The 24235-nt window shown below is 39.8% G+C and carries 27 protein-coding genes; 19 read left to right on the top strand and 8 right to left on the bottom strand.

Annotation, left to right across the window (positions count from 1 at the left end; translation table 11 throughout):
* Nucleotides 1–164: 164 nt before the first annotated feature.
* The 5 genes from ACQKFO_RS07505 to lpdA all read left to right on the top strand — a co-directional run bounded on the left by ACQKFO_RS07505 (nt 165) and on the right by lpdA (nt 6374).
* Nucleotides 165–824, top strand: coding sequence for a YkyA family protein (locus ACQKFO_RS07505; RefSeq protein ID WP_427597691.1), 660 nt, complete (start codon nt 165–167; stop codon nt 822–824).
* A gap of 517 nt (nt 825–1341) precedes the next feature.
* A complete protein-coding gene (gene pdhA, locus ACQKFO_RS07500) occupies nt 1342–2457 on the top strand; it encodes a pyruvate dehydrogenase (acetyl-transferring) E1 component subunit alpha (protein WP_044337545.1) in 1116 nt (371 codons plus the stop codon).
* A gap of 3 nt (nt 2458–2460) precedes the next feature.
* Nucleotides 2461–3438: an alpha-ketoacid dehydrogenase subunit beta gene (locus ACQKFO_RS07495; RefSeq protein ID WP_044337544.1), complete on the top strand. Its 978-nt coding sequence runs from the start codon at nt 2461–2463 to the stop codon at nt 3436–3438.
* Nucleotides 3439–3595: 157 nt separating this feature from the next.
* Nucleotides 3596–4960: a dihydrolipoamide acetyltransferase family protein gene (locus ACQKFO_RS07490; protein ID WP_427597689.1), complete on the top strand. Its 1365-nt coding sequence runs from the start codon at nt 3596–3598 to the stop codon at nt 4958–4960.
* Nucleotides 4961–4964: 4 nt separating this feature from the next.
* Nucleotides 4965–6374 (top strand): dihydrolipoyl dehydrogenase, encoded by a 1410-nt coding sequence (gene lpdA, locus ACQKFO_RS07485; protein WP_427597688.1) that lies wholly within the window; start codon nt 4965–4967, stop codon nt 6372–6374.
* Nucleotides 6375–6490: 116 nt separating this feature from the next.
* On the opposite strand, the gene ACQKFO_RS07480 is transcribed toward lpdA, so the two are convergent.
* Nucleotides 6491–6886 (bottom strand): hypothetical protein, encoded by a 396-nt coding sequence (locus ACQKFO_RS07480; protein WP_427597687.1) that lies wholly within the window; start codon nt 6884–6886, stop codon nt 6491–6493.
* 782 nt (nt 6887–7668) lie between these two features.
* Here ACQKFO_RS07480 and ACQKFO_RS07475 point away from each other — a divergent pair.
* The 3 genes from ACQKFO_RS07475 (at nt 7669) to ACQKFO_RS07465 (ending at nt 9218) form a co-directional block, all read left to right on the top strand.
* Entirely contained in the window at nt 7669–7917 is a 249-nt protein-coding gene (locus ACQKFO_RS07475; RefSeq protein WP_149158218.1) for a hypothetical protein, read from the top strand.
* A gap of 65 nt (nt 7918–7982) precedes the next feature.
* Nucleotides 7983–8822, top strand: coding sequence for a polysaccharide deacetylase family protein (locus ACQKFO_RS07470; protein WP_427597686.1), 840 nt, complete (start codon nt 7983–7985; stop codon nt 8820–8822).
* Between the two features lie 276 nt (nt 8823–9098).
* Complete coding sequence (locus ACQKFO_RS07465; RefSeq protein ID WP_148968604.1) at nt 9099–9218, top strand: GapA-binding peptide SR1P; 120 nt, start codon at nt 9099–9101, stop codon at nt 9216–9218.
* Between the two features lie 96 nt (nt 9219–9314).
* Here ACQKFO_RS07465 and ACQKFO_RS07460 read toward each other — a convergent pair whose 3' ends face one another.
* The gene (locus ACQKFO_RS07460) at nt 9315–10784 is read right to left on the bottom strand and encodes an aminotransferase class I/II-fold pyridoxal phosphate-dependent enzyme (protein WP_427597684.1); all 1470 of its coding nucleotides are present in this window, start codon (nt 10782–10784) and stop codon (nt 9315–9317) included.
* 292 nt (nt 10785–11076) lie between these two features.
* Between ACQKFO_RS07460 and ACQKFO_RS07455 the strand changes: the two genes are divergently transcribed.
* Together ACQKFO_RS07455 and ACQKFO_RS07450 are read left to right on the top strand one after the other, a co-directional pair.
* Nucleotides 11077–12033 carry an NAD(P)H-dependent flavin oxidoreductase gene (locus tag ACQKFO_RS07455; RefSeq protein WP_427597683.1) on the top strand — a complete coding sequence of 319 codons (957 nt, stop codon included), beginning with the start codon at nt 11077–11079 and terminating at the stop codon, nt 12031–12033.
* 28 nt (nt 12034–12061) lie between these two features.
* Complete coding sequence (locus ACQKFO_RS07450) at nt 12062–12334, top strand: UPF0223 family protein (RefSeq protein ID WP_427597682.1); 273 nt, start codon at nt 12062–12064, stop codon at nt 12332–12334.
* Between the two features lie 64 nt (nt 12335–12398).
* On the opposite strand, the gene ACQKFO_RS07445 is transcribed toward ACQKFO_RS07450, so the two are convergent.
* Nucleotides 12399–13019, bottom strand: a complete 621-nt coding sequence (locus ACQKFO_RS07445; RefSeq protein WP_427597681.1) for a YktB family protein — start codon at nt 13017–13019, stop codon at nt 12399–12401.
* 179 nt (nt 13020–13198) lie between these two features.
* Between ACQKFO_RS07445 and ACQKFO_RS07440 the strand changes: the two genes are divergently transcribed.
* Both ACQKFO_RS07440 and ACQKFO_RS07435 read left to right on the top strand, forming a co-directional pair.
* Complete coding sequence (locus ACQKFO_RS07440) at nt 13199–13393, top strand: hypothetical protein (protein ID WP_113968360.1); 195 nt, start codon at nt 13199–13201, stop codon at nt 13391–13393.
* A gap of 308 nt (nt 13394–13701) precedes the next feature.
* The gene (locus ACQKFO_RS07435; protein WP_427597680.1) at nt 13702–14499 is read left to right on the top strand and encodes an inositol monophosphatase family protein; all 798 of its coding nucleotides are present in this window, start codon (nt 13702–13704) and stop codon (nt 14497–14499) included.
* 45 nt (nt 14500–14544) lie between these two features.
* Here ACQKFO_RS07435 and ACQKFO_RS07430 read toward each other — a convergent pair whose 3' ends face one another.
* On the bottom strand, nt 14545–14730 hold the full coding sequence (locus tag ACQKFO_RS07430) for a YlaF family protein (protein WP_427597679.1): 186 nt from the start codon (nt 14728–14730) through the stop codon (nt 14545–14547).
* 284 nt (nt 14731–15014) lie between these two features.
* Here ACQKFO_RS07430 and typA point away from each other — a divergent pair, with 284 nt between their 5' ends.
* Together typA and ACQKFO_RS07420 are read left to right on the top strand one after the other, a co-directional pair.
* On the top strand, nt 15015–16853 hold the full coding sequence (gene typA, locus ACQKFO_RS07425) for a translational GTPase TypA (protein ID WP_427597678.1): 1839 nt from the start codon (nt 15015–15017) through the stop codon (nt 16851–16853).
* Between the two features lie 22 nt (nt 16854–16875).
* Nucleotides 16876–17184 (top strand): YlaH-like family protein, encoded by a 309-nt coding sequence (locus tag ACQKFO_RS07420; RefSeq protein WP_427597676.1) that lies wholly within the window; start codon nt 16876–16878, stop codon nt 17182–17184.
* A 57-nt stretch (nt 17185–17241) separates the two neighbouring features.
* On the opposite strand, the gene ACQKFO_RS07415 is transcribed toward ACQKFO_RS07420, so the two are convergent.
* Both ACQKFO_RS07415 and ACQKFO_RS07410 read right to left on the bottom strand, forming a co-directional pair.
* A complete protein-coding gene (locus ACQKFO_RS07415; RefSeq protein WP_427597675.1) occupies nt 17242–17685 on the bottom strand; it encodes a hypothetical protein in 444 nt (147 codons plus the stop codon).
* Nucleotides 17675–17875, bottom strand: a complete 201-nt coding sequence (locus ACQKFO_RS07410) for a YlaI family protein (RefSeq protein WP_427597673.1) — start codon at nt 17873–17875, stop codon at nt 17675–17677. Before ACQKFO_RS07410 ends, ACQKFO_RS07415 begins: the two co-directional genes overlap by 11 nt.
* 188 nt (nt 17876–18063) lie before the next feature.
* Between ACQKFO_RS07410 and ACQKFO_RS07405 the strand changes: the two genes are divergently transcribed.
* Nucleotides 18064–18519 carry a pyridoxamine 5'-phosphate oxidase family protein gene (locus ACQKFO_RS07405; RefSeq protein WP_427597672.1) on the top strand — a complete coding sequence of 152 codons (456 nt, stop codon included), beginning with the start codon at nt 18064–18066 and terminating at the stop codon, nt 18517–18519.
* A gap of 52 nt (nt 18520–18571) precedes the next feature.
* Here ACQKFO_RS07405 and ACQKFO_RS07400 read toward each other — a convergent pair whose 3' ends face one another.
* Entirely contained in the window at nt 18572–19174 is a 603-nt protein-coding gene (locus tag ACQKFO_RS07400; protein WP_427597670.1) for a YhcN/YlaJ family sporulation lipoprotein, read from the bottom strand.
* Nucleotides 19175–19352: 178 nt separating this feature from the next.
* On the opposite strand from ACQKFO_RS07400, the gene ACQKFO_RS07395 reads away from it, so the two are divergent.
* Nucleotides 19353–20681: a PhoH family protein gene (locus tag ACQKFO_RS07395; RefSeq protein WP_427597669.1), complete on the top strand. Its 1329-nt coding sequence runs from the start codon at nt 19353–19355 to the stop codon at nt 20679–20681.
* Between the two features lie 89 nt (nt 20682–20770).
* Here the strand turns inward: ACQKFO_RS07395 and ACQKFO_RS07390 are convergent, their stop codons facing one another.
* Entirely contained in the window at nt 20771–21268 is a 498-nt protein-coding gene (locus tag ACQKFO_RS07390) for a peptidyl-prolyl cis-trans isomerase (RefSeq protein WP_427597668.1), read from the bottom strand.
* A 136-nt stretch (nt 21269–21404) separates the two neighbouring features.
* Between ACQKFO_RS07390 and glsA the strand changes: the two genes are divergently transcribed.
* From glsA to ACQKFO_RS07375, 3 genes are all read left to right on the top strand, one after another.
* Nucleotides 21405–22331, top strand: a complete 927-nt coding sequence (glsA, locus tag ACQKFO_RS07385) for a glutaminase A (RefSeq protein WP_427597817.1) — start codon at nt 21405–21407, stop codon at nt 22329–22331.
* Nucleotides 22332–22544: 213 nt separating this feature from the next.
* Nucleotides 22545–22826, top strand: a complete 282-nt coding sequence (locus tag ACQKFO_RS07380; RefSeq protein WP_113968349.1) for a YlaN family protein — start codon at nt 22545–22547, stop codon at nt 22824–22826.
* A gap of 114 nt (nt 22827–22940) precedes the next feature.
* Nucleotides 22941–24158: an FtsW/RodA/SpoVE family cell cycle protein gene (locus tag ACQKFO_RS07375; protein WP_427597667.1), complete on the top strand. Its 1218-nt coding sequence runs from the start codon at nt 22941–22943 to the stop codon at nt 24156–24158.
* Nucleotides 24159–24235 lie beyond the last annotated feature (77 nt).

Here is a 24235-nt window from a genome sequence, read left to right as displayed (position 1 = left end):
GAGGTTTATTATAATGTGGAATACTCACCGGGTAAATGACATATTCATTTTAATAGGAAGAATTGTCTAATCGACATTTTTTTCCACAGTTGTAAATCCCTATTGTCAAATGTTGTAGACATAGATATAGTAGAAGGTGGTAAATAGTTAAGGGGGATCTAGTTGTGTCGAAATTTCGTTTTGCTTTCATTTTAGGAGCCGCTATCTTTGTACTGATGGGCTGTGTCGGTGGTTCTTCACCCGAAGAGAATATGTATAATGTCCTTGAAGAAACAGTATCTAAAGAAGGTCAATATGTTGAAGTTCAAAAACCTCTTCAAGAATTAGAAGAAAAAGAAAAAGAGATTTATACTAAGATTATGGATCTTGGGATGAAAGAGTTTGACCAAATTGTAAAGCTTTCCGATGAAGCTCTGGACAACATCAAAAAAAGAAAAGAATACATCGATAAAGAACGTACGTCCATGAGTGAAGCCGAGGAAGAGTTTGCGAAAGCAGACGAATATGTTGATAAGTTAGAAAGCCAGGATCTTAAAAAGGAAGCAAAAAAGCTGAAAAAAACGATGGAAGATCGTTATCAGCTTCATGAAAAGCTAACATCTTCTTATCTGGATGTGCTATCTCTGGATAAAGAACTTTATAATATGTTCAAAAAGAAAGAGCTTACAATGGAGGAGCTTGAGAAACAAATTTCCTCTATTAATGAGCAATATGAAAAAATAGTGAATTATAATGAGGACTATAATAAAAAGACAGAAGAATTCAATAATCTGAAACAAAAATTTTATTCGAGCGCCGGTCTTGATGTGAAAGAATCAGAATGAAGAATATAAAAGGTGATACACGAGAAAAACTTCCTCGTCTATCACCTTTTTTGTTTTTGTACGCTAAAATAATTATCCAAATTCCTTATAGGTCACAAAATAATCATGGGACTAGGAGATTCGTGGCATCCTTACTCTATAACAGATGGAGTTGTTTAAGGTGTTTATATATAACAGATTTAAAATGAGTATTGATACAGTTTTGAAAAGAATTGGTAGAAAAATTTTTTGGAGTCACTTGGAAACAAGAATTAATAATACTTTGTCGTTGACTTCCTGAATTTCTATATTGTAAACTAGTAAAGGTATTCATGGATTGTATTAGTCGATGTGACTTTCTGACTGATACAGATAAGCTCGAATGTAATTTCGGGTTTTCTTTCTTGGTATTTGTGGAAAACTAGTAATAGTGTGTGTATCCGCAAGTATTGTGGTAGGTCATACTGAATTTGGGTAATCTAAACTTTGTATGTAAAAAAACCAAAATAAATGTATAAAGAAAGGATAGGTGACTTCGATGGCTTCTAAATCAAAGAAGGCACAATTCGATGCAGTTAAGACGCTCGAACAAATTGAAGACAAGTTTGAAATGTTCCAAATTTTGAACGAAGAAGGCGAAGTAGTAAACGAAGACGCAATGCCGGAGATCTCTGATGAGGATCTGCAGGAATTAATGCGTCGTATGGTTTATACTCGTATTCTTGATCAAAGATCAATCTCCCTGAACCGTCAAGGACGTTTAGGTTTCTATGCACCAACAGCTGGACAGGAGGCATCACAAATTGCTTCTCACTTTGCTTTAGAGAAGGAAGATTGGATCCTGCCTGGTTATCGTGATGTTCCACAAATCGTTTGGCACGGACTTCCGTTAGCACAAGCATTCTTGTTCTCACGTGGACACTTTAAAGGAAACCAGCCTCCAGAAGGAGTGAATGTATTATCACCACAGATCATCATCGGTGCTCAATACATCCAAACCGCAGGGGTGGCATTAGGTCTTAAGAAACGTGGTAAGAAAGCAGTTGCCGTTACATATACAGGTGACGGTGGATCTTCACAAGGTGATTTCTACGAAGGAATTAACTTTGCAGGTGCGTACGCAGCTCCAGCGATTTTCGTTGTTCAAAACAACCAGTTCGCAATCTCAACACCGCGTGATAAGCAAACTGCAGGCCGCACAATTGCCCAAAAAGCAGTTGCAGCTGGTATCCCTGGTATATTAGTGGATGGAATGGATCCATTAGCAGTGTATTCAGCAACATTAGAGGCTCGTAATCGTGCTGTAAACGGCGAAGGTCCTTCATTAATCGAAACACTTTGCTACCGTTATGGACCTCATACGATGGCTGGTGACGATCCAACCCGCTACCGTACTTCAGAAATGGATACTGACTGGGAAAAGAAAGATCCATTGGTACGCTTCCGTAAATTCCTGGAAGGTAAAGGATTATGGAGTGAAGAGAAAGAAAACGAAGTAATCGAAGAAGCGAAAGAAGATATCAAACAAGCTATTAAAGAAGCAGATGGAACTCCTAAACAAAAAGTTACTGATTTCATTAACAATATGTATGAAGAGCTTCCTTACAACTTGAAAGAACAATTAGAAATCTACAAAGAAAAGGAGTCGAAATAAGCCATGGCGCAAATGACAATGATTCAAGCGATCACTGATGCACTGCGCACAGAACTACGCAACAACGAAGACGTTTTAGTTTTTGGTGAGGACGTAGGTCTAAACGGTGGTGTATTCCGTGCAACGGAAGGACTTCAGAAAGAATTCGGTGAAGACCGAGTATTCGATACTCCACTAGCAGAATCAGGAATCGGTGGTTTAGCAATCGGTTTAGCATTAGAAGGTTACCGTCCAGTACCTGAAATCCAATTCTTCGGTTTCGTTTATGAAGTAATGGACTCAGTAAGTGGACAAATGGCGCGTATGCGTTACCGTTCAGGTGGAACGTATACTTCTCCAATAACAATCCGTTCCCCATTCGGTGGTGGAGTACATACTCCAGAACTTCATGCGGACAGCTTGGAAGGATTGATGGCTCAGCAACCTGGTCTGAAAGTTGTAATTCCATCAACACCTTATGACGCAAAAGGATTATTAATTTCATCTATTCGTGATAATGACCCTGTCATTTTCTTGGAGCACATGAAATTATACCGTTCATTCCGTCAAGAGGTTCCAGAAGAGGAATACACAATCGAACTTGGTAAAGCGGATGTGAAACGTGAAGGTACAGACCTTTCCATCATCACTTACGGAGCTATGGTACACGAATCATTAAAAGCCGCTGAAGAGCTTGAAAAAGAAGGTCATTCAGTTGAAGTAATCGATTTACGTACAGTCAGCCCACTGGATATCGACACAATCATGGCATCTGTTGAAAAAACGAACCGTGCGATTGTTGTACAAGAGGCTCAAAAACAAGCCGGTATTGCAGCGAACGTTGTTGCTGAAATCAATGACCGTGCAATTCTTAGCCTTGAAGCTCCGGTACTTCGTGTAGCGGCGCCAGATACAGTGTACTCGTTCTCCCAAGCGGAGCCAATCTGGTTACCGAACCACAAAGATGTTCTTGAAACGGCGAAAAAAGTACTTAACTTTTAATGGGTAAGGAGCATTCATGCTCCCCCCTTAATATTCAAGTGAAAACAGAAGGGCATTCCACCCTTCTCTTTTCCAATTATAGATATAAGAAAATTAGACAGATATAAAGCTACATTCATCTATTTTTAATCATTATTCAATACAGGAGGTAGAGTTCATGTCATTCGAATTCAAATTACCAGACATTGGTGAAGGTATTCATGAAGGTGAAATCGTAAAATGGTTTGTTAAGCCTGGCGATAAAGTTGAAGAAGACGATGTACTATGTGAAGTCCAAAATGATAAAGCAGTAGTAGAAATTCCATCTCCGGTAGCAGGAACAGTTGAAGAGCTTCTTGTTGACGAAGGTACTGTAGCAGTTGTAGGTGATACACTGATTAAGTTCGATGCGCCTGGTTACGAAGATCTTCAGTTTAAAGGTGATGATGGAGAGAAGAAAGAAGCTCCTAAAGCTGACGAGAAAACAGAAGGTCAAGTTCAAGGAACAGCGGAACAAGGTCAAGATGTCAAAAAGGATGCATCACCAGAAGCTGCTGAAGAAAAATCTGAAGGTACGAATCAAACTGCTGATGACGCAGAAGTTGATCCTAATAAGCGTGTCATCGCTATGCCTTCGGTTCGTAAGTATGCGAGAGAAAACGGTGTGGAAATTCGCCAAGTGTCCGGTTCTGGTAAAAACGGACGTGTCGTTAAAGAAGATATCGATGCTTTCTTAAACGGAGATTCTAAGCCGGCTGAAACGGCTGAAGAAGCGAAAACAGAAGAAAAAGCACCAGAAGCTGATTCTAAAGCGGCTGCACCTAAAGCTCCAGAGGGTGAATACCCTGAAACTCGTGAGAAAATGAGTGGTATGCGTAAAGCAATTGCGAAAGCGATGGTAAACTCTAAACATACAGCACCTCACGTAACATTAATGGACGAAATCGATGTAACGAAACTTTGGGCTCACCGCAAGAAGTTCAAAGAAGTTGCAGCTGAAAAAGGTATTAAACTAACATTCTTACCATACATCGTTAAAGCTTTAACAAGTGCCTTACGTGAATACCCGGCACTAAACACATCCATTGATGATTCAACGAGCGAAATCGTTCAAAAACATTATTACAACATTGGTATCGCTGCAGATACTGACAAAGGTTTATTAGTACCTGTTGTGAAAAATGCTGATCGTAAATCTATGTTCTCAATCTCAAATGAAATTAACGAACTGGCTGGAAAAGCTCGTGATGGTAAACTTTCTGGTGATGAAATGAAAGGTGCTTCATGCACAATCACGAATATTGGTTCTGCCGGTGGACAATGGTTTACTCCGGTAATCAACCACCCAGAGGTCGCGATCCTTGGAGTTGGCCGTATTGCAGAAAAACCTGTAGTTAAAAATGGTGAAATTGTAGCAGCACCTGTGTTAGCATTATCATTGAGCTTCGATCACCGTATGATCGACGGAGCTACTGCTCAACATGCACTTAACCATATCAAGCGTTTGTTGAACGATCCAGAATTATTATTAATGGAGGCGTAATACAATGGTAGTAGGAGATTTCCCAATTGAAACAGATACGATAGTAGTCGGTTCAGGTCCAGGAGGATATGTAGCTGCAATCCGTGCAGCACAACTCGGACAAAAAGTAACGATCATTGAAAAAGAAAATTTAGGTGGAGTATGCTTAAACGTTGGTTGTATCCCATCTAAAGCTTTGATCACAGCGGGTCACCGTTTTCACAATGCTCAACACTCTGATGACATGGGAATTGTAGCTGAAAACGTAAAAGTGAACTTTGATAAGGTTCAAGAGTGGAAAGCTGGCGTTGTTAAGAAGTTAACCGGCGGTGTTGAAGGTCTTCTTAAAGGAAACAAAGCAGAAATCGTTCGCGGTGAAGCTTACCTTGTAGATGCTAATACACTTCGTGTGATGGACGATAACTCTGCCCAAACGTACAAGTTCAAAAACTTGATCCTTGCAACAGGTTCACGCCCGATTGAAATCCCTAGCTTCAAGTTCTCAAAACGCGTACTTGATTCTACAGGTGCCCTTGCATTAGAAGAAATCCCAAGCAAACTTGTTGTTATCGGTGGAGGTTACATCGGAACTGAGCTTGGTACTGCGTATGCAAATCTTGGATCTGAAGTAACAATTTTAGAAGGTGCTGACGATATTCTTAGCGGATTCGAAAAGCAAATGACAGCAATTGTGAAAAAAGATCTTAAGAAAAAAGGCGTAGAGGTTGTTACCAAGGCCATGGCTAAAGGCGTTGAAGAAAGTGACAGCGGCGTTGTCGTTAAATATGAAGTAAAAGGCGAAGAAAAATCTGTTGAAGCTGATTACGTTCTAGTAACGGTAGGCCGCCGCCCGAATACGGATGAAATCGGTCTTGAAGAAGTAGGGATCGAGATGACAGACCGCGGCGTTGTTAAAATTGATAAGCAATGCCGCACGAACATCCCGAATATTTTCGCGATCGGTGACATCGTAGATGGACCACCACTTGCTCACAAAGCTTCTTACGAAGGTAAAATTGCTGCTGAAGTCATCTCTGGTGAACCAGCAGAAATTGACTACCTAGGTATTCCAGCTGTGTGCTTCACAGATCCGGAATTAGCTACAGTAGGTTATTCTGAGGCTCAAGCGAAAGAAGAAGGCATCGAAGTAATCGCTGCTAAATTCCCATTCGCAGCTAATGGCCGTGCATTGGCACTTAACGCTACAGATGGTTTCATGAAGCTTGTTACTCGTAAAGAAGACGGTTTAATTATCGGCGCACAAATCGTTGGTGCAGGAGCATCAGATATGATTGCTGAACTTGGACTGGCTATTGAATCCGGTATGACGGCTGAAGACGTTGCAATGACTATTCATGCTCACCCAACATTAGGTGAGATTTCCATGGAAGCAGCAGAAGTTGCTATGGGAAGCCCGATTCACATCGTAAAATAAAGTAAGTTAATCAAGGAGTATCCCGGTTTGCCGGGATACTCCTTTCACTTTTTGGTACTAATAAAAAAAGGGATTGAAGCGTTTTTGCTTCAATCCCTTTTGATCTTTCACGAAAATTATTGATCCCAACTCTCGATTGCACTTGATACGGGTTTTATAATCTCTTCTTTAGTAATATCGCCTTCCACTTTACATATGACCTGATTGTTTTCTACAACAACGATAGCTGGTGAGGTCGGGGGAGAATCTGCTATTTTTTTTGGTGCTTCTGTATTAAGGCTCACAACCCTTAAACGTTTAAGGCTATCAGGGTATTGTTTTTTGAGCTCAATAATTGCATCGTAGTAGGGTATTTCTTTAGAAACGTTTCGTTCATCGGTAAAGAATATAACTTGTTTTTCAATAAACTGATCTTCTGCTAAAACAACTTTGTTGGAAGAAATATAATCACATGAAGTCAAAAGCAACATCGTGGATATGATTAGTATTGTTAGAGCGAATATATGTTTCATACATCATCCTCTTTTCTTAAACGATGCTATGAACTATGAATTTGTAAATAAATGACTTTTGTACTGATCTTCAGTCACATTTTATCATATGAAAAATAATAAAAGGGTCAAGTCATTGAAATGTTACATAATTGAAAAGACATACATAATGAAAGTAATCTTAAAAGAATATACTATAAAAATACAATGATCGAAGGCTGCTCCTCGCCTTTATCAAATAATCTTTAGGTTTGGCTCTATTCGTAAAGTTTGTGGCTATTGTAGAGGAAAAAGTAATAGTTGATTTCCGCTCCAGGATGCTCGCTTTCCGCGGGGCTGGCGGTGAGCCTCCTGCAGCGAGAATCAACTGTCTGAGCATGTATCCTTAATGGAAAACAATAAAAACAAGGATATTAGCAAACCATCTTAATTAAGGTAAGTAGAGATTGATCTTCCTTTTAAGAAAAAGAATATCTTTTCTCGTTACATTGTTTTCTTTGCACACCTTGAAGCTCTGTCATGAAAATCCTATTAAAGATGGTGAGGGGAACTGCGCAGACTCCTGCGGAAGTACGGTCGTGCCGAGACCCCGTTCGGCTAAGCTGAGGAGGCTCGGCCGAACGCTAGCTGCAAGCGGAGCAGTTCCCCTCACCATCCAGCATAAACCTGGTTGACAGAGCCCTAGCAGATTCTATTTTAGAAAACAACAATCTTTGCGAAAAGAGCCTTAGGTTTCAATCCATGAATCGGGGTAAATAAATAGAAGGAAGTCTAAAATAAATCATTAAAAGGATGTAATGAACATGAAATCGTATATTGCTTTTTTGGTACAAATGATTTTATGGAGTGTTTTCTATATAGCTGAATGGATGTCTGATAAGGATCATTTAGAATATAAGTGGATCATGTTCGTTATTTTTTTTTACTTGGCGTTTATTGCTGCGAAGAAAATCGTTCAGTCAAGGAAGCTGACCTTGTTTATTACGTCGTTCAGTTTAACGTGCTTTTTTGCATTCAAGGTAGTATTTGAAAATATTATGGAAATTTTTTAATTCTTTCCCAGATTCACCTAATAATATGTTAAAATATTCAAAGTGAATACGGAAAGGTGATAGACATGAAAAAGATTTTAGCATCTGGATTAACCCTACTATTATTGACAGCATGCTCAAGTGAATCTACAACCACCAATGAAGAAGCCAAAAAGCCTGATCAGTCTGAAGTGAATAAAGAAAACGAGAAGACAAGTGAGGGTGCCGCTTCACAAGATCGCGATAATGAAAATGAAGAAACATCTGAGCCGTCTGAAGAGGCAGTTCAATCAATAGACTATACCATCAATGAAAATAACTGGAGCATTGATCCTATAGGTGACGCGAATCCAAAAGTGGTTCTCCTTACAATCGATGATGCACCCGATCAACATGCACTACAAATGGCAAATGATCTCAAAGCACTGAATGCTCCGGCTATCTTCTTTGTTAATGGTCATTTTCTTGATACACCAGAAGAAAAAGAGACTTTAAAAAAGATTCATGATATGGGATTTGCGATTGGTAATCACACTTACAGTCACAGCAGTCTGAAAGAGCTCTCTCCTGAAAAGCAAAAAGAAGAAATTGTGTCACTAAATGATCTTATTGAATCCATCACTGGGGAACGACCTAAATTTTTCAGGGCTCCATTTGGTCAGAATACTGACTATAGCCGACAAATCGCAACAGAAGAAAAGATGTCACTAATGAACTGGACATACGGATATGATTGGGAAAAGCAATATCAGAACAAAGAAGCAATCACTGATATTATGGTTAACAGCCCTTACCTGAATAATGGGGCAAACCTGCTCATGCATGATCGCACATGGACGAGCGAGGGTTTATCCGATATTGTTAAGGGCCTTCGGGATAAGGGATATGAAACCTTGGATCCAAATAGAATAAAGACTGTTGAATAATGCGGATAATCTGCGTGAAAGAAGCTTTTCTTTCACGCAGATTTTTTTATTTGTTCTTCCCCAAACAAAGTTCAGGATAAAAACCCACATGAATTTCAGGTATGTTAATGAAAACACTTACATATAGTATAATGTTTAATAGTATGATTGATTAAGAGCATAAAAAGTTAAATATGTTATACAAAATAGGCTTGATATTTTAAATGTGTTATATTATTATAGAAGCAGATAAGATAAAGCGTTTACAAAAAAACATCGTGAAGGAGAGGAAAAAAGATGGGAACAATTGTATGTCAATCATGCCTTAACACTATCGATCACTATGAGGATGAAAAGGTTTCTGTTTTATTCTCTAACTGCTGTGATTGCAACGACGACAAAGAATTAGACGACTGAAACCTGCAAAGGGGTGCAGGGAGTGAAAATGTCTTAAAGGGGTTCTTATAAATAAAAGGATGAAGAAGGGTGGGGCCTTCTTCATCCTTTTTTTGTTTATCTTATCGCTCTATGCTCTTTAATGACTCTCAAGTGACGTAAATCATAATCTTCAGGTCCTTGTACTGGGAGACCTGCTTCTATATTGGTTTTAATATAATTGATGTTTTCCTGTGTGATGATTTCACCAGGGATAAAAATCGGAATTCCTGGAGGATAGACCATAATGAATTCAGCGATTGTTCTTCCTACAGACTCATCAATGGGAATGACCTCGGTATCTGCGTAAAAAGCATCTCTGGGTGTAATGGAAAGAACAGGTATGTCAGGAAGCATAACCTTAACTGGTGTCATATCTCCATGTTTTTTAAGGCTTATCACCAGCTCTTTTAAAGCCATGACCAACTGACTTGCTTCAACCTCCGTGTCACCAGGAGTGATGATGCAGAGGATGTTATATAGGTCAGACATCTCAACCTCAATATTATGAGCTTCCCGCAGCCACTTCTCAGCATCAAATCCACTGATACCTAAATCTTTCACGGACACAATCAACTTTGTTGGATCGTAGGCATAGGTGGCTTTCGTTCCAAGGATCTCTTCACCTACACAGTATAGACCATCAATTTCGTTTATCTGCCTTCTAATGTCCTGTGACAGTTCAATCGTCTCGGTGATGAGCTCACGACCTTCAGTGGCCAGCCGTTTTCTGGCAACATCAAGGGAAGCCAGTAATAAGTAAGAAGTCGAAGTGGTCGTCAACATACTTAAAATGGTTTGTACCCGTTTCGATGAAACAAGTCCTTCTTTCATATTAAGGACAGAGCTCTGAGTCATAGAACCGCCAAGTTTGTGCACGCTGGTAGCCGCTAGATCAGCACCTGCCTGCATTGCTGAAAGGGGGAGCTCGTCATGGAAATGAATATGAACGCCATGAGCTTCATCCACAAGTACTGGAACATTATAAGAGTGAGCGATCTCTACAATCTTTTTGAGATCTGCGGAAATTCCGAAATAAGTTGGATTGATGACCAGTACACCTTTAGCATCCGGGTTTTGTTCCAATGCTTTTGCAACGGCATCTGTTGTGATTCCGTGTGAGATACCCAGGTCTTCATCAATATCCGGGTGGATAAAGATCGGTGTGGCTCCTGAGAATACAATGGCAGACATAACGGATTTATGGACGTTCCTGGGAACAATGATTTTGTCCCCCGGCCCACATACACTCATGACCATTGTCATGATGGCACCACTTGTCCCTTGGACAGAGAAGAAGGTATGGTCGGCACCGAACGCTTCTGCTGCAAGGTCCTGTGCTTTTTTTATCATCCCCTTAGGCTGATGTAAATCATCCAAAGGGCCGATATTAATCAAATCAATGGAAAGGGCATTCTCTCCGATAAAATCCTTAAACTCAGGATCCATACCTGCACCCTTTTTATGACCTGGAATGTGAAATTGGACGGGATTTTTTTTACTATGTTCAATTAAGCCGGAAAATAACGGCGTTTCATTCTGAGACAATTCATTCAACACCTCTTTATATTCTTGATAGCAAATTTTTTAGCCATGCTAAAAATATCATTATATAGGATTTTGCTCATGATTTCATAACTTTACTTACTATATTATCAACAAACAAATGAATTATAGCACTTATGAAAATCTTTGCATAGAGGCATATGCCTAACCATTTCTATTTTATCTCAAATGATCATACCTTACTGTCTTCAATAACTCTTTTTTATAATGGTCCAATCAAGAAAAGGATTTTCCCTGGTTTATCGAGAATAGTTCAATGAATGGAGGGATTCAATTGAATTGGAAAACGCGGGTAACAGAGTTATTAAACATTCAATATCCAATTATACAAGGTGGGCTGGCGCATCTGGCATATGCAGAACTGGCTGCGGCTGTGTCGAATGCGGGTGGTCTAGGCCAGATAACTGCTATGTCTTTAGACAATCCTGATCAGTTACGAAAAGAGATCAAAAAGGTAAGGTCACTAACAGATAGACCTTTCGGGGTGAACTTTGCCATCGGTCAACATGGACGCCCCTTTAGCGAATTTGTTGACGTTGCCATTGAAGAGAGGGTGCCGGTCGTTTCTGTTACAGGAGGGAACCCGGCTCCCCTGTTTCATCAACTCCAGGGTATGGACATTGTTAAGCTTGTGTTGGTTGCCTCGAAAAGACAGGCAATCAAAGCGGAAGAGCTGGGTGCGGATGCAGTGATGGTTGTTGGTCAAGAAGGAGGAGGTCATCTTGGGAAAGATGATATAGGTACATTCGTCTTGATTCCAGGAGTGGTGGATTCCGTTTCCATTCCGGTCATTGCTTCCGGAGGCGTCGGGGACGGAAGGGGCTTGATGGCTGCTCTCAGCTTCGGTGCAGAGGGAGTAGAGATGGGTACGAGATTTATTGCTACAAAAGAATGTGTACATGCTTCTGAAGTTTATAAGCGTACCTTGATTGAAGGGGACGAGAATGGTACAGTAGTCATCAAACGATCTTTAGGGGCACCGGCAAGGGCCATTTCAAACTCATGGACCAAACAGATACTGGATGCTGAAACATCGAACGCTGGCTATGAAGGATTAAAAGCATACATAAGCGGTGAAGCCAATAAACGATATATTTACGATGGGGAAGTAGACTCAGGGTTTGCGTGGGCAGGACAAGTGATGGGCTTGATTTATGACATCCCGTCGGTTAAAGATCTCATTCAACGGATGATCTCTCAAGCAGAGGGCATCCGGAAGAAATGGAATTAATAAATCATCATTCAAGGAGTTGTAAACAATGGAATATCAATATCCTTTTGATATAGACTGGTCAACAGAAGAAGTCATCGATGTTGTTGCCTTTTTCGAAGCTATCGAGAAAGCTTATGAAAAAGGTGTCTCTAGAGACGACCTAATGAATCGTTATAAACGTTTTAAAGAAATCGTCCCTGGTAAAGCAGATGAAAAGAGAATATGCAATGAATTTGAAGAATCCAGTGGCTATTCCTCCTATCGTGTGGTAAAGAAGATGAAGGAGCTTCAGGAGGCTGACAAAATTTCAATGAACTAAACTAAAAGAACGACTGCCATTTTGGCAGTCGTTCTTTCTGCATTTTTCCGAACCTTTATATGGTTTAGTTCATTTTATAAAGGGGTAAAAGTGTTTCAAAGGCACTGTTAACTTCATGGATGAACTCATCACCATTCAGCTTAACAGCTGTATCCCGGTCCAGATGAAGTCCGCATAGAAGCTCAGCTTTTTTAACATTCTGTACTCTTTCACTTAATGCGATGAATTCATCTTGTGACATGGAAGAAAAAGGGATTGCGTCTGGCTTTGTATGATCTCCAGACCAAACAAAGTGACCAGGAATGATTGATCTTATCTTATCTGCATTTTCTTCAACTTTTTTACCGAATTCAACTTTATTTGGAGCTTCATAGATCATAGCGAACCAGATAAAAACATGGGTTTCCCATAACCCTATCTGAAAATGTGGATGTTTTTTATAACCCCGTTTGTTGTTCGCGAACGCAACCCAGGTATCATCAGGAGGGTTAACCGATCGACGTGCATGTTTAGCCACATGGTAAAACATCTCCGTTCCTGTTAAAGCGCTTAAAGTGGGTGCAAAATGATCGCCTAAATAATCAAGTTTAGGTCTGATCTGTTCTTGAATGGCAGTCATTCGATCTTCTAACCCATTAATCGTGAAAACGTGGAAGTCTTCTTGTGTGAAACCATTAAATTTCATGTTGTATCCTCCTTATAACCACCAATATCTTAACATAATGAGGTACAAGCTTGTAGTGAATTGATTTATCTATGGGTGACTGCACATTTTAGTTACAAGATTGGATGAAACTTCATAACATGTAGTAAATATTATCAGAACAATCAGATAAATCGAAAACTCGGAAGGGGTGTATGGCCATGAAACAAGTAATGAACACTTCTAAAAAACGCGATGTCCAACAGCAAAGGATGAATGTATTAAGACTTGAAATGGATTATGAACTAGCTGTATTGTTCGAAGCAATTCAAATGAAGAATAAAGAAACCCAGACCAAGTCCAAACAGAAACTCATGAGTATTCGGGAAGAACTAATGAAAATGAAGGCCTTATAAAACTTTAATCCTTTCAGGTGGGTATAAAGTACATTGTCGAAGTTAAACTGTTGAACGGCGAGCTCATAGGAATTGAGAGTTCGCTTTTTTGTGGTTGGAAATAATCTTGATCTTGATCAACCTAATTTTACGATGAACCACAAGGTAAATAACTTGAAACTGCCTCTAATTTCCATTAAGCTATTTAGCTATAGAAGAAGTTCAATGCGGCTTTTGTTTACAGATGGAGAATGAGTCGGATCTAATGAAAACGACCATATTAGAAATAATAATAAGATTTCGTTACACATATTGGAGGCTAATAATCAATGACAAATTGGACGGAATTAGATCAAAATGTAAGAACGTGGATACGTGAAGCAGGAGAAAGAATACGTCAATCATTCAAGACAGAGTTGAATATTAAAACGAAGTCGAATCGAAATGATCTGGTAACCGATATGGATGAGGCAACCGAGCATTTCTTTACTGAAAATATCCGTAATACGTACCCTGATCATCAAATCCTCGGGGAAGAAGGATATGGCGATGACTTTAAGGAGTTATCAGGTATTACGTGGATAATCGACCCGATTGATGGTACGATGAATTTTGTTCATCAGCAACGAAATTTTGCCATCTCTATTGGCATCTATGATGGTGAAGTAGGTAAATTAGGGTACATATATGATGTCGTCCATGATGAGCTATATTTTGCAAATAAAGGACACGGAGCTTATATGAATGATGTGAAGCTGCCGGAGCTTGATCCAGTTCCGGTTCAGGATGCCATTGTAGCCTTAAATGCACTTTGGGTGACTGAAAATAAACGGATTGACCGAACGATTCTTGCACCACTCGTGAAGGATGTAAGGGGAACACGTTCCTATGGATCAGCTGCCATTGAATTGGCTTATGTCGCTTCAGGCAGATTGGATGCTTACTTAACAATGCGTCTGGCTCCATGGGATTTTGCAGCTGGAAAAATTATGATTGAAGAGGTTGGGGGAATTGTAACTGACCTGAATGGGGACCCTCTGAACCCGTTGAATAAAAGCTCGCTGTTTGTAGGAAAACCCGGGTTGCACCAAACCATCTTGACTGACTATTTAAAACGAAAGAAATAAAGAAGGGAGACGGGCAATTTCATTGCTTCGTCTCCCCTCTTTAATCTACAATCGGCCTTCATCACGATATTTCTTCTTTGTCTTGAAACCGAATCCCATCACAATAAATAGAAAAATAAAGCTTAAAATAGCAAGCAGGATGCTTTGTAAACTGATGGAAACTGCGATTCCCATAAGAGAAACAGCAGCTAATATAGAAAATAATACAAAAATCCATTTAACATTCCCCAAGATAAAACCTCCAAAAAATACAAAAATCATTTTCCTCATTAGATTAACGCCATTATAGCTCTTCCAATTAAATATTACCTATCTATTCGATAATGTGCAATGGGTAGATCATTCAAAGGAGCATAACGACGTGTTGAAGTTATTATGGAAACTTTTAGTGGGAAGAAAAGGCTTTATGAAATATTTATTAGGGCTTTTTTAAATGCTGTGATATAATGGTCTAGTTGAACTGAAATATATTATCTTTAATAGTATAAAGAAATCCAATATTCAGGAGTGGAAATATGAAATTAAGAAATGACCTTAGAAATATTGCTATTATTGCTCACGTTGACCACGGGAAAACGACATTAGTAGACGAGCTTTTAAAGCAATCTGGAATCTTCCGCGAAAATGAAACTGTTTCTGAACGCGCGATGGATTCAAATGATTTGGAAAGAGAACGCGGTATTACGATCTTAGCGAAAAATACGGCGATTCAATATAAAGATTCTCGTATCAACATTCTTGATACACCAGGACATGCTGACTTTGGTGGAGAAGTTGAACGTATCATGAAAATGGTAGATGGTGTTTTATTAGTAGTAGATGCGTATGAAGGATGCATGCCTCAGACTCGTTTCGTCCTTAAGAAAGCACTTGAGCAAAACCTTACACCTATCGTGGTTGTAAATAAAATTGACAAGCCTTCAGCACGTCCGGAAGAAGTAATCGATGAGGTTCTTGAACTATTCATTGAGCTGGATGCAAATGATGAGCAGCTTGAATTCCCGGTAGTCTATGCTTCAGCTATCAACGGAACAGCAAGTACAGATCCGGATCCGGAAAAACAAGACGAAAACATGCAGTGTTTATATGACTCAATCATTGAGCACATTCCTGCACCAGTAGACAACTCTCAAGATCCACTGCAATTCCAGGTTGCATTGCTCGATTATAATGATTACGTTGGTCGAATCGGAATCGGACGTGTGTTCAGAGGGACAATGAAGGTTGGCCAGCAGGTAGCATTAATGAAGCTTGACGGCTCTATTAAACAATTCCGTGTAACAAAAATCTTCGGTTTCTTCGGTTTAAAACGTGAAGAAATCCAAGAAGCAAAAGCGGGTGATTTAATCGCTGTTTCCGGAATGGAAGATATTAATGTCGGTGAAACGGTTTGTCCTGTTGAACATCAGGATCAACTTCCCGTTCTTCGTATTGACGAGCCTACACTTCAAATGACATTCCTAGTGAACAACAGTCCATTTGCAGGTAGAGAAGGTAAATTTGTTACTTCAAGAAAAATCGAAGAACGTCTATTGGCTCAGCTTCAAACGGATGTAAGTTTACGTGTTGAACCAACAGATTCACCTGATGCATGGACGGTTTCAGGTCGTGGAGAGCTTCACCTTTCCATCCTTATTGAAAACATGCGTCGTGAAGGTTACGAATTACAGGTATCTAAACCACAGGTTATCATCAAGGAAGTCGATGGCGTGAAGAGTGAGCCTGTAGAACGTGTTCAAATTGATATCCCTGAAGAATATATGGGTGGAGTCATTGAATCACTTGGTCAACGAAAAGGCGAAATGCTGGATATGGTAAACAACGGTAACGGACAGGTCCGTTTAATATTTATGGTTCCTGCACGTGGATTAATCGGCTATTCAACGGAGTTTATGACTCTTACTCGTGGATATGGAATCATCAACCACACATTCGACAGCTATCAGCCTCTGCAAAAAGGACGCGTTGGCGGACGTCGACAAGGTGTACTTGTTTCGATGGAAACAGGGAAAGCATCTCAATACGGAATCATGCAAGTGGAAGATCGCGGTATTATCTTCGTTGAATCCGGTACAGAGATTTATGGTGGAATGATCGTTGGGGAACATACAAGAGAAAATGATATTACCGTTAATATCACAAAGCTTAAACAAGCGACAAACGTTCGTTCGGCTAACAAGGATCAAACCGTAACCATTAAAAAGGCAAGAATCATGACTTTAGAAGAATCTCTTGAATATCTAAACGATGATGAGTATTGTGAGGTAACTCCAGAATCGATCCGACTTCGTAAAAAGATTCTTGATAAGAATGAACGTGAAAGAGCAGAAAAGAAGAGCAAGGTGTCTCAATAAACTAAGTGAGGGGGAGTAGGAAATGGATGTAACTGAGCGTTTGTCCTTTTTCGCATCCCTTTATCGTGTTGACCAGAACGCGGAAATGGGTATGTGGTTGCTTTATATAACCATTGTAGGGCTCTCAATCTTAGTTTATAAGCTCGGTTTCGCGAAGAAGCTGCCGGTAATGAAATCAGTATTGATTTATTCTTTTCTTGTTCTGGGATGTACCGTATTAACCTTTCTCGGTATCTTTTTACCAGTAGCAGAAGGGCTGGTCGTTGCGGCTCTTATCTTAGTGATATACAAGATTCGCCTAACGAACGAAAAGAAAAAAGGCACGTTTTAAACTGAAAAAAGCTGTAGTCTCTAATAAATGAGACTACAGCTTTTTTCGTATTGTGAATTAACCCCGTGCGAAAGATAGATTGTACAGCGGGGGGAGGGTCAGAGCATAGAGAAGATGTCCTCCTGTCCATAACATAATTGCCTCACCATACATTAAACCGGGGACATCCTTAATTGCCAGATACGAAAGAGGGAAATATAGGAACACAGTCGGGACTGTTAGCACAAAGGCGAGAATCCAAGAGCCCTTACCAGAAACGTTCAGCCAATCCATCATGTACACGAACACTACCCCAATCAAACATGAAATAACCAAGTGGAACAAAAACTCCATCCATTCAGGCCATTCAATTTCGCCGAACCCGGGAATGAAATCCACATTCAATAACAGGACATATACCTTGATGCCTGTTAATACCTGCATCCATTTTAGAAATAATCCTAATAGGGTGCCGGAAACAAGACCAATAATAGTTCCTGAACCGATTTGTTTAAAAGTCATCTTCTACTTGAGGAGAGCGGTAAAACCTGAAATTCCCACCCGACACACGTTCTTCCGTCTTTTCTTTAATACGATCATGACACTTTTCACACATATACGTATGGATGGGCCGATTACGCAATTTTTTTGCCTGTAAGGAATAATCTTCAATATTTTCTATCACTTCACATAGAGCACATTTTACTCTCATACATTACACCTCAATTTGTTCTAATCATAAGTCTAGTCTTTTTAGTATATCATGTAGTATAGTCAAACGCTTTATTTAACTTTCCTGTATGCTTTTAACAATGGAATTTGGTATAGTATAATCAAGATGAATCACTAATGAGATGAAACACCAACAGAGAAAAAATGAGGCTGTTTAAGGGGGATTGTATGGCTAACCAAGTGGAACCCAGCTTGATTCCTGCACTTTTTGAAGAACTTCAATCAGAAAAATTTGTTACACTTGCGACAATTGATCACCAAACGCAAGGACCCAATGTAAGTGCGATCTCTTGGATTTATGCACAGGATGAACACACATTGTTATTTGCTGTAGATCAGCGCTCCAGGATTGTAGCGAATATTAAGAACAATCCTCTTGCCGTTGTGAATCTAATTGCAAATGAATCAACCTATTCCATAAGCGGAAAAGCAGGGGTACGAGAGGAAAAGCTCGTTGGAGTGCCTTTAAAGCTGACGCTTGTTAAACTTGCTATTGATGAAGTAAGAGATGTCATGTTCTATGGATCGAAAATATCGAGAGAACCTGCCTATGAGAAGACGTATGATAAGACGGCCGCAGACCGTTTGGACCGTCAAGTAATTGAAGCCATGAAGAAAGCTTAGTGCTCTAAGCTTTTTCATGGCTTTTTCTCATTTATTTAAGTGATTTAAAGGATTATTCAATCTTGTCGTAAGACTGATCTTCTTGTTTTTCCCTAAGTTGTTTCTCTTTGGTGTTATTCATTTTCTTTTTTGGTTCATTTGGAGCATTTTCAGGATCTGCTTGCTTTAACGATCGAGGGATTTCAGGCATAAGTCTGCCTGATATGTCAGCCAATTCATTCATAATTCCCTGGACCGGCTCGCCACGTTGAATGTCTTTGCTGATTTCATTCAAACGTGCATAAAGATCCGGGTCAGCGATGACAATGGCTTCTGCACCATATGGGTCTTTTTGAAGCGCTTCTGCTACAGAATATTTGATTGAACCGACTTGTGAACGCTCAATGTCGGAATCGATATCGATACCAACAAATGCATACTTTCCAAAGACTACGGCTGTTGCGTCTTTTACATCCGGTACACTCGTCGTCAGGTCAACTAAATGCCTTGAAATTTGCTGTCCCGATTTTCGTTCAACAGGCTGGATGTTGCTATCCTGAACAGTGATCGGTTTATTGTTGTTACTGTTCGAATCATTATCATACCCGACCTCATCCTTGTTGGCGCATGCACCAAGAATGATGGTTACCATAAGTAGAGAGATGAGCTTAAACATGTGAATACCTCCCGATTTAGAATCAATATCTTTTCTTATTGTGTAATTTTCTTCTATCTTTATACGTTTATTCATATATTTTAAGAAACGGGCCGTCCTATTTGAGTAGCTGGGAATAACCGGATCAACATTGGCTACATACAATAGTAATAAGAAATCAGGAGCAGGAGGCATCGATTTGAATAAAATTTATGTATTAGATACCAATGTCTTATTACAAGATCCACAAGCCATCTTTTCGTTTCAAGATAATGAGGTGGTTATACCTGCAGTCGTTTTAGAAGAAGTGGACTCCAAAAAGCGTTATATGGATGAAATCGGAAGAAACGCAAGACATGTATCGAAGCTGATAGATAATTTACGGCAACAAGGAAAACTTCATGAAAAAATCCCCCTGTATACAGGAGGATCGCTAAGAATTGAACTAAATCACCGCTCATTTCAGCAACTTCAGGAAATTTTTTTAGAGAAAACAAATGATAACAGGATTATTGCCGTAGCAAAAAACTTATCTATCGAAGAAGAAGCGAAAAAGGATGGAAAATCGGTCATCCTAGTAAGTAAAGACACCCTCGTTCGGGTAAAGGCGGATGCGTTGGGATTACAGGCAGAGGATTTCCTGAGTGACCGGGTCATCGAGGTAAACGACATTTACACAGGTTTTATTGAACTTTACACTGAGAGAGAATTACTAGACAAATTTTATGATAAAGGGGAACTGACCCTTACTGATATAACAAAACAGCGATTTTATTCCCATCAATTCCTCATAATGAAGGATGCTCTTGGAAGCTCTGCTTCGGCACTTGGAATGGTGGATGCATCAGGACTGAAAGTGAAGAAGCTGGTCTATGATCAAGAGCATATGTGGGGGATCAAAGCCCGTAATGTTCAGCAAACAATGGCAACTGAACTGTTATTAAGAGATGATATTTCGTTGGTCACCATGATTGGAAAAGCCGGGACAGGTAAAACCCTGCTTGCACTGGCGGCAGGTCTTCTTCAGACAGAGGACTTCAACAAATTTAATAAATTGCTCGTTGCTCGTCCAATTGTCCCGGTAGGTAAGGATATTGGATATCTGCCAGGGGAAAAACAAGAAAAGCTCAGACCTTGGATGCAGCCCATTTTCGATAATCTCGAATACTTATTCAATACAAAGAAGCCTGGTGAGCTGGATGACATCCTCGCGGGTATGGGTTCAATTGAAGTGGAAGCTTTAACTTATATAAGGGGTAGAAGCATTCCAGATCAATATATCATCATTGATGAAGCCCAGAACTTAACGAAACATGAAGTGAAAACGATCTTAACCAGGGTGGGGGAGCGAAGTAAAATCGTTTTGATGGGAGATCCAGCTCAAATTGATCATCCATACCTCGATGAATACAATAATGGCTTAACGTATGTGGTAGAAAAATTTAAAGATCAAAAACTGGCCGGACATGTTAAACTCATGAAAGGTGAAAGATCGGGTCTTGCTCAGCTTGCTGCTGATCTTCTTTAATACTGCCGAAACACAATAATAACGTATGAAAAAACCGGTTCGGAGGTTCCTGAACCGGTTTTTTTTGACACTGCGCTTTCTTGATGTTCTTATTCTACTCGAAAGGCTCTAACATCGGTAATGGGGGTTTCTCTATTTGATCCGTCTTTGTAGTAGATATGAACGGGGCCATTTTCCTTCAGTGGCTTTCCGTCTATTGAGAACCCGATGAGTAATTGATCTGCGTATGCAAGATCCATGCGATGTTCATACGTTTCTGTTTCAATCACAAGAGATGCTGCATTCTCAAGAGGCTCAGCATTTGTAAGAAAAGGTGAAAACGGAATAGCGAATGATCCGTTTAAAATCCTTTCCTTTTCATACTTTTTCTCTGTCTTAAGTGTTGGGGGATAGGTTGCCCCTTCCTGAATCTCCCGTGACCAATGCTTGGATACGGCTTTTGTATATTCTTCCAACTCGTCAATCGTCTCATTCTTTTCGTCAAAATATGTAGTTAAATCCACTTTTCGATCATCAAATATCCAAACGCCGGAATCCAGAGTTATCGTGAATTTCACTTTACCTTTTATGGGTACTATGCTTTCCAATTGAGACTCCTCCTCTCGCTGATAGATTCAGTATATCTGTTATTTAAACGTTTGTCACACAAAGCTGAAAGCATTTTCAACGTTTTCAATCGGTTAAAGTAGGGAAACTAAAGGTAGTACTAAAGGAGCTGATACTATAGTGATTAGAACTCAGGAGCTTTTGGAAGAATTAGTGGAGAAAGCAAGGCCTTTTGCAACTGAAGGAAAGGTTGCAGATTATATACCTGCATTAAAGGATCAAAATCCAAGTGATTTGGCGATAAGTATATATACTTTGGAAAATCATTCTTGTTATGCAGGAGATCATTTAAAGAAGTTCACATTGCAAAGTATATCGAAAGTCATCACTCTGGCTCTTGTCTTAATGGACTACGGAGAGGAACATGTATTCTCTAAGGTTGGGATGGAGCCTACTGGTGATCCTTTTAATTCCATAGCGAAACTAGAAACACATAAGCCCTCCAAACCCCTAAATCCGATGATCAACGCAGGTGCACTCGCAGTCACGAATATGATTAAAGGAAATACAGGAATGGAAAAGTGGGAACGATTAATAGAGTTCATAAATCATATGACCGGGGACACGGTATCATATAATGAAGATGTGGCCTATTCAGAACTTCAAACAGCCAATTTAAACAGATCGCTGTGTTATTATATGAAGCAGCACGGTGTGATTACCGGAAATGTCGAAGATTTACTTGTTCTCTATACAAAACAATGTGCGGTGGAAATGAGCTGTGTCGACCTCGCAAAGATGGGGGCCGTTTTTGCCAATGATGGCGTTGACCCTGAAAGCGGGCGCGAAATTATTACGAGAGATGTTGCGAGAATTTGTAAAACGTTCATGGTTACGTGCGGGATGTATAATACTTCTGGAGAATTTGCCATTAAAGTGGGTATCCCGGCGAAAAGTGGGGTGTCAGGTGGCATCATGGGTGCTGTTCCCGGAAAATGTGGAATCGGAATCTTTGGCCCTGCACTGGATAACGTGGGGAATAGCAGTGCAGGGCTGAAGCTCCTTGAAATGCTAAGTGATGAATATTCCTGGAGTATATTCTAACGAAGGGTCACGCCCATTCACATATGGGTATGTTTTTTAGTGAGTTCCAAAAAGGCATTTGTAAAAGAATTTTCATAAGGAACCCTCCAAAATAATATTTCGAATTTCTGTCATAGAATCCCGGGGAAAACACTTATTTTTCTTGCAATTTATCTGATTTAACGATAAAATTTTAAGACAGGAAAGCTATTTGTTCGGAATGGGGGGATCACTGTGGCGTCAGAAATGACAATTAATCATCGAGAAAAAGCCTATGAACTGCTAAAGGCCGACGCAGAAAAGATTTTACAACTTATTAAAGTGCAAATGGATAATTTAACGATGCCCCAATGTCCTCTTTATGAGGAAGTATTGGATACCCAAATGTTCGGATTATCTCGTGAAATAGAATTTGCGGTCCGTTTAGGATTAGTAGATGATCAAGATGGAAAAGAGCTGATTGATTCTTTGGAAAGACAACTTTCTGCCCTTCATGAAGCATCTACAAAAAAGTAAAATAGTCATGACAACTCAAACAATACATAGATCTGTTGTTTGAGTTTTTTTTGTTAAAGATTCTGAGTGGTTGGGATTAATTAAATGATACAAGAGAAAAAGGGTTGAAATGTCATGATTAAAAAAATAGCAAAGTCCTATGATTATTCGTTAATCGCTGTATATGTATTTCTTTGTCTGTTTGGTCTGGTAATGATCTATAGTGCGAGTATGGTCATGGCTGTAGAACGATTTGGTTGGGAAAGTGACCATTTCTATAAAAGGCAGATGATCAATATTCTCATCGGGTTCTTTGCCTTTACGATAGCAGCATGGTTTCCATACAAAGCATTCCAAGTGGGGAAAATAATCAAGGGACTCATGTTTATCGTTATCGGATTATTAATCGGGGTACATATTTTCGGTTATGAAGTAAACAACGCAAAAAGTTGGATTAATTTAGGTTTCATGCCCATTCAGCCATCGGAGTTCGCCAAGCTTGCTGTCATTATTTATCTTGGCTCTGTATACTCCAAGAAACAGGCATACATAGATGATTTTAATAAGGGCCTTGCCCCGCCATTACTATTTTTAGGTTTTATATGTTTTTTAGTCTTTTTAGAACCTGACTTTGGTACGGCAGCTATCATTTTCGCCATTGGAGCAATTGTCATTTCCTGCTCTGGGATCAGTTTTAAAACATTCTTCAAGCTTGCAGGTCTTGGAGTAGGTCTGTTGATCGTACTGTCACCGGTCATATACCTGGCAAGAGGCTTTATTTTCACGAGAGAAAGACTTAGCAGGATTGAAGCGTATTTATCACCGTTTAAATATGCCCAAGGGGAAGGCTACCACTTAGTGAACTCATACCTTGCCATTGGCTCTGGAGGGGTAAAAGGGCTTGGATTAGGTCAGAGTGTTCAAAAACTGGGTTATCTTCCTGAACCACAAACGGATTTCATTATGGCAATAATTGCTGAAGAATTAGGTGTATTCGGCGTAAGCTTTGTCATACTCGGACTCTCTTATATCGTACTTAGAGGGATATACACGGGAGTTAAATGCCAGGACCCGTTTGGAACGATGCTGGCCATCGGAATATCCAGTATGATCGGTATCCAAGCCTTCATTAATCTAGGAGGGGTATCCGGATTAATTCCGATTACAGGTGTTCCACTTCCCTTCATCAGTTATGGGGGATCATCACTATTAGTGCTGTCTTTGTCGATGGGTGTCCTAGTGAATGTGTCGATGTTTGTAAAATATGAAGAAAAATATAAAATAAAGAAGGAAAATGGCTACCCTTCGGAGAATATGGATAATAGCAAAAAAATATATGGTGTAAAAATGTAGGTCACTTTGATAGAGTATCTAAAACTCTAAGTCTAGGGTCTGCCCCCTAAGATACTTCTTTATTATCTTTCGGGTCA

It is taken from the genome of Rossellomorea sp. NPDC071047 (assembly GCF_050270195.1).
In the GTDB taxonomy this organism is placed as follows: domain Bacteria; phylum Bacillota; class Bacilli; order Bacillales; family Bacillaceae_B; genus Rossellomorea.
This window is presented reverse-complemented; position numbering and strand designations above follow the sequence as displayed.

Coding starts and splice junctions, on each gene's coding strand:
- ACQKFO_RS07415 (WP_427597675.1), bottom strand. CDS start 17,685: ATGACTTTTAAACAAATCGGTTCAGGAACTATTATTGGTCTTGTTTCC.
- ACQKFO_RS07475 (WP_149158218.1), top strand. CDS start 7,669: ATGAAATCGTATATTGCTTTTTTGGTACAAATGATTTTATGGAGTGTT.
- ACQKFO_RS07465 (WP_148968604.1), top strand. CDS start 9,099: ATGGGAACAATTGTATGTCAATCATGCCTTAACACTATCGATCACTAT.
- ACQKFO_RS07490 (WP_427597689.1), top strand. CDS start 3,596: ATGTCATTCGAATTCAAATTACCAGACATTGGTGAAGGTATTCATGAA.
- pdhA (WP_044337545.1), top strand. CDS start 1,342: ATGGCTTCTAAATCAAAGAAGGCACAATTCGATGCAGTTAAGACGCTC.
- lpdA (WP_427597688.1), top strand. CDS start 4,965: ATGGTAGTAGGAGATTTCCCAATTGAAACAGATACGATAGTAGTCGGT.
- ACQKFO_RS07495 (WP_044337544.1), top strand. CDS start 2,461: ATGGCGCAAATGACAATGATTCAAGCGATCACTGATGCACTGCGCACA.
- ACQKFO_RS07440 (WP_113968360.1), top strand. CDS start 13,199: ATGAAACAAGTAATGAACACTTCTAAAAAACGCGATGTCCAACAGCAA.
- ACQKFO_RS07400 (WP_427597670.1), bottom strand. CDS start 19,174: ATGTTTAAGCTCATCTCTCTACTTATGGTAACCATCATTCTTGGTGCA.
- ACQKFO_RS07450 (WP_427597682.1), top strand. CDS start 12,062: ATGGAATATCAATATCCTTTTGATATAGACTGGTCAACAGAAGAAGTC.
- ACQKFO_RS07375 (WP_427597667.1), top strand. CDS start 22,941: ATGATTAAAAAAATAGCAAAGTCCTATGATTATTCGTTAATCGCTGTA.
- ACQKFO_RS07445 (WP_427597681.1), bottom strand. CDS start 13,019: ATGAAATTTAATGGTTTCACACAAGAAGACTTCCACGTTTTCACGATT.
- ACQKFO_RS07405 (WP_427597672.1), top strand. CDS start 18,064: ATGGCTAACCAAGTGGAACCCAGCTTGATTCCTGCACTTTTTGAAGAA.
- ACQKFO_RS07410 (WP_427597673.1), bottom strand. CDS start 17,875: ATGAGAGTAAAATGTGCTCTATGTGAAGTGATAGAAAATATTGAAGAT.
- typA (WP_427597678.1), top strand. CDS start 15,015: ATGAAATTAAGAAATGACCTTAGAAATATTGCTATTATTGCTCACGTT.
- ACQKFO_RS07435 (WP_427597680.1), top strand. CDS start 13,702: ATGACAAATTGGACGGAATTAGATCAAAATGTAAGAACGTGGATACGT.
- ACQKFO_RS07470 (WP_427597686.1), top strand. CDS start 7,983: ATGAAAAAGATTTTAGCATCTGGATTAACCCTACTATTATTGACAGCA.
- ACQKFO_RS07480 (WP_427597687.1), bottom strand. CDS start 6,886: ATGAAACATATATTCGCTCTAACAATACTAATCATATCCACGATGTTG.
- ACQKFO_RS07420 (WP_427597676.1), top strand. CDS start 16,876: ATGGATGTAACTGAGCGTTTGTCCTTTTTCGCATCCCTTTATCGTGTT.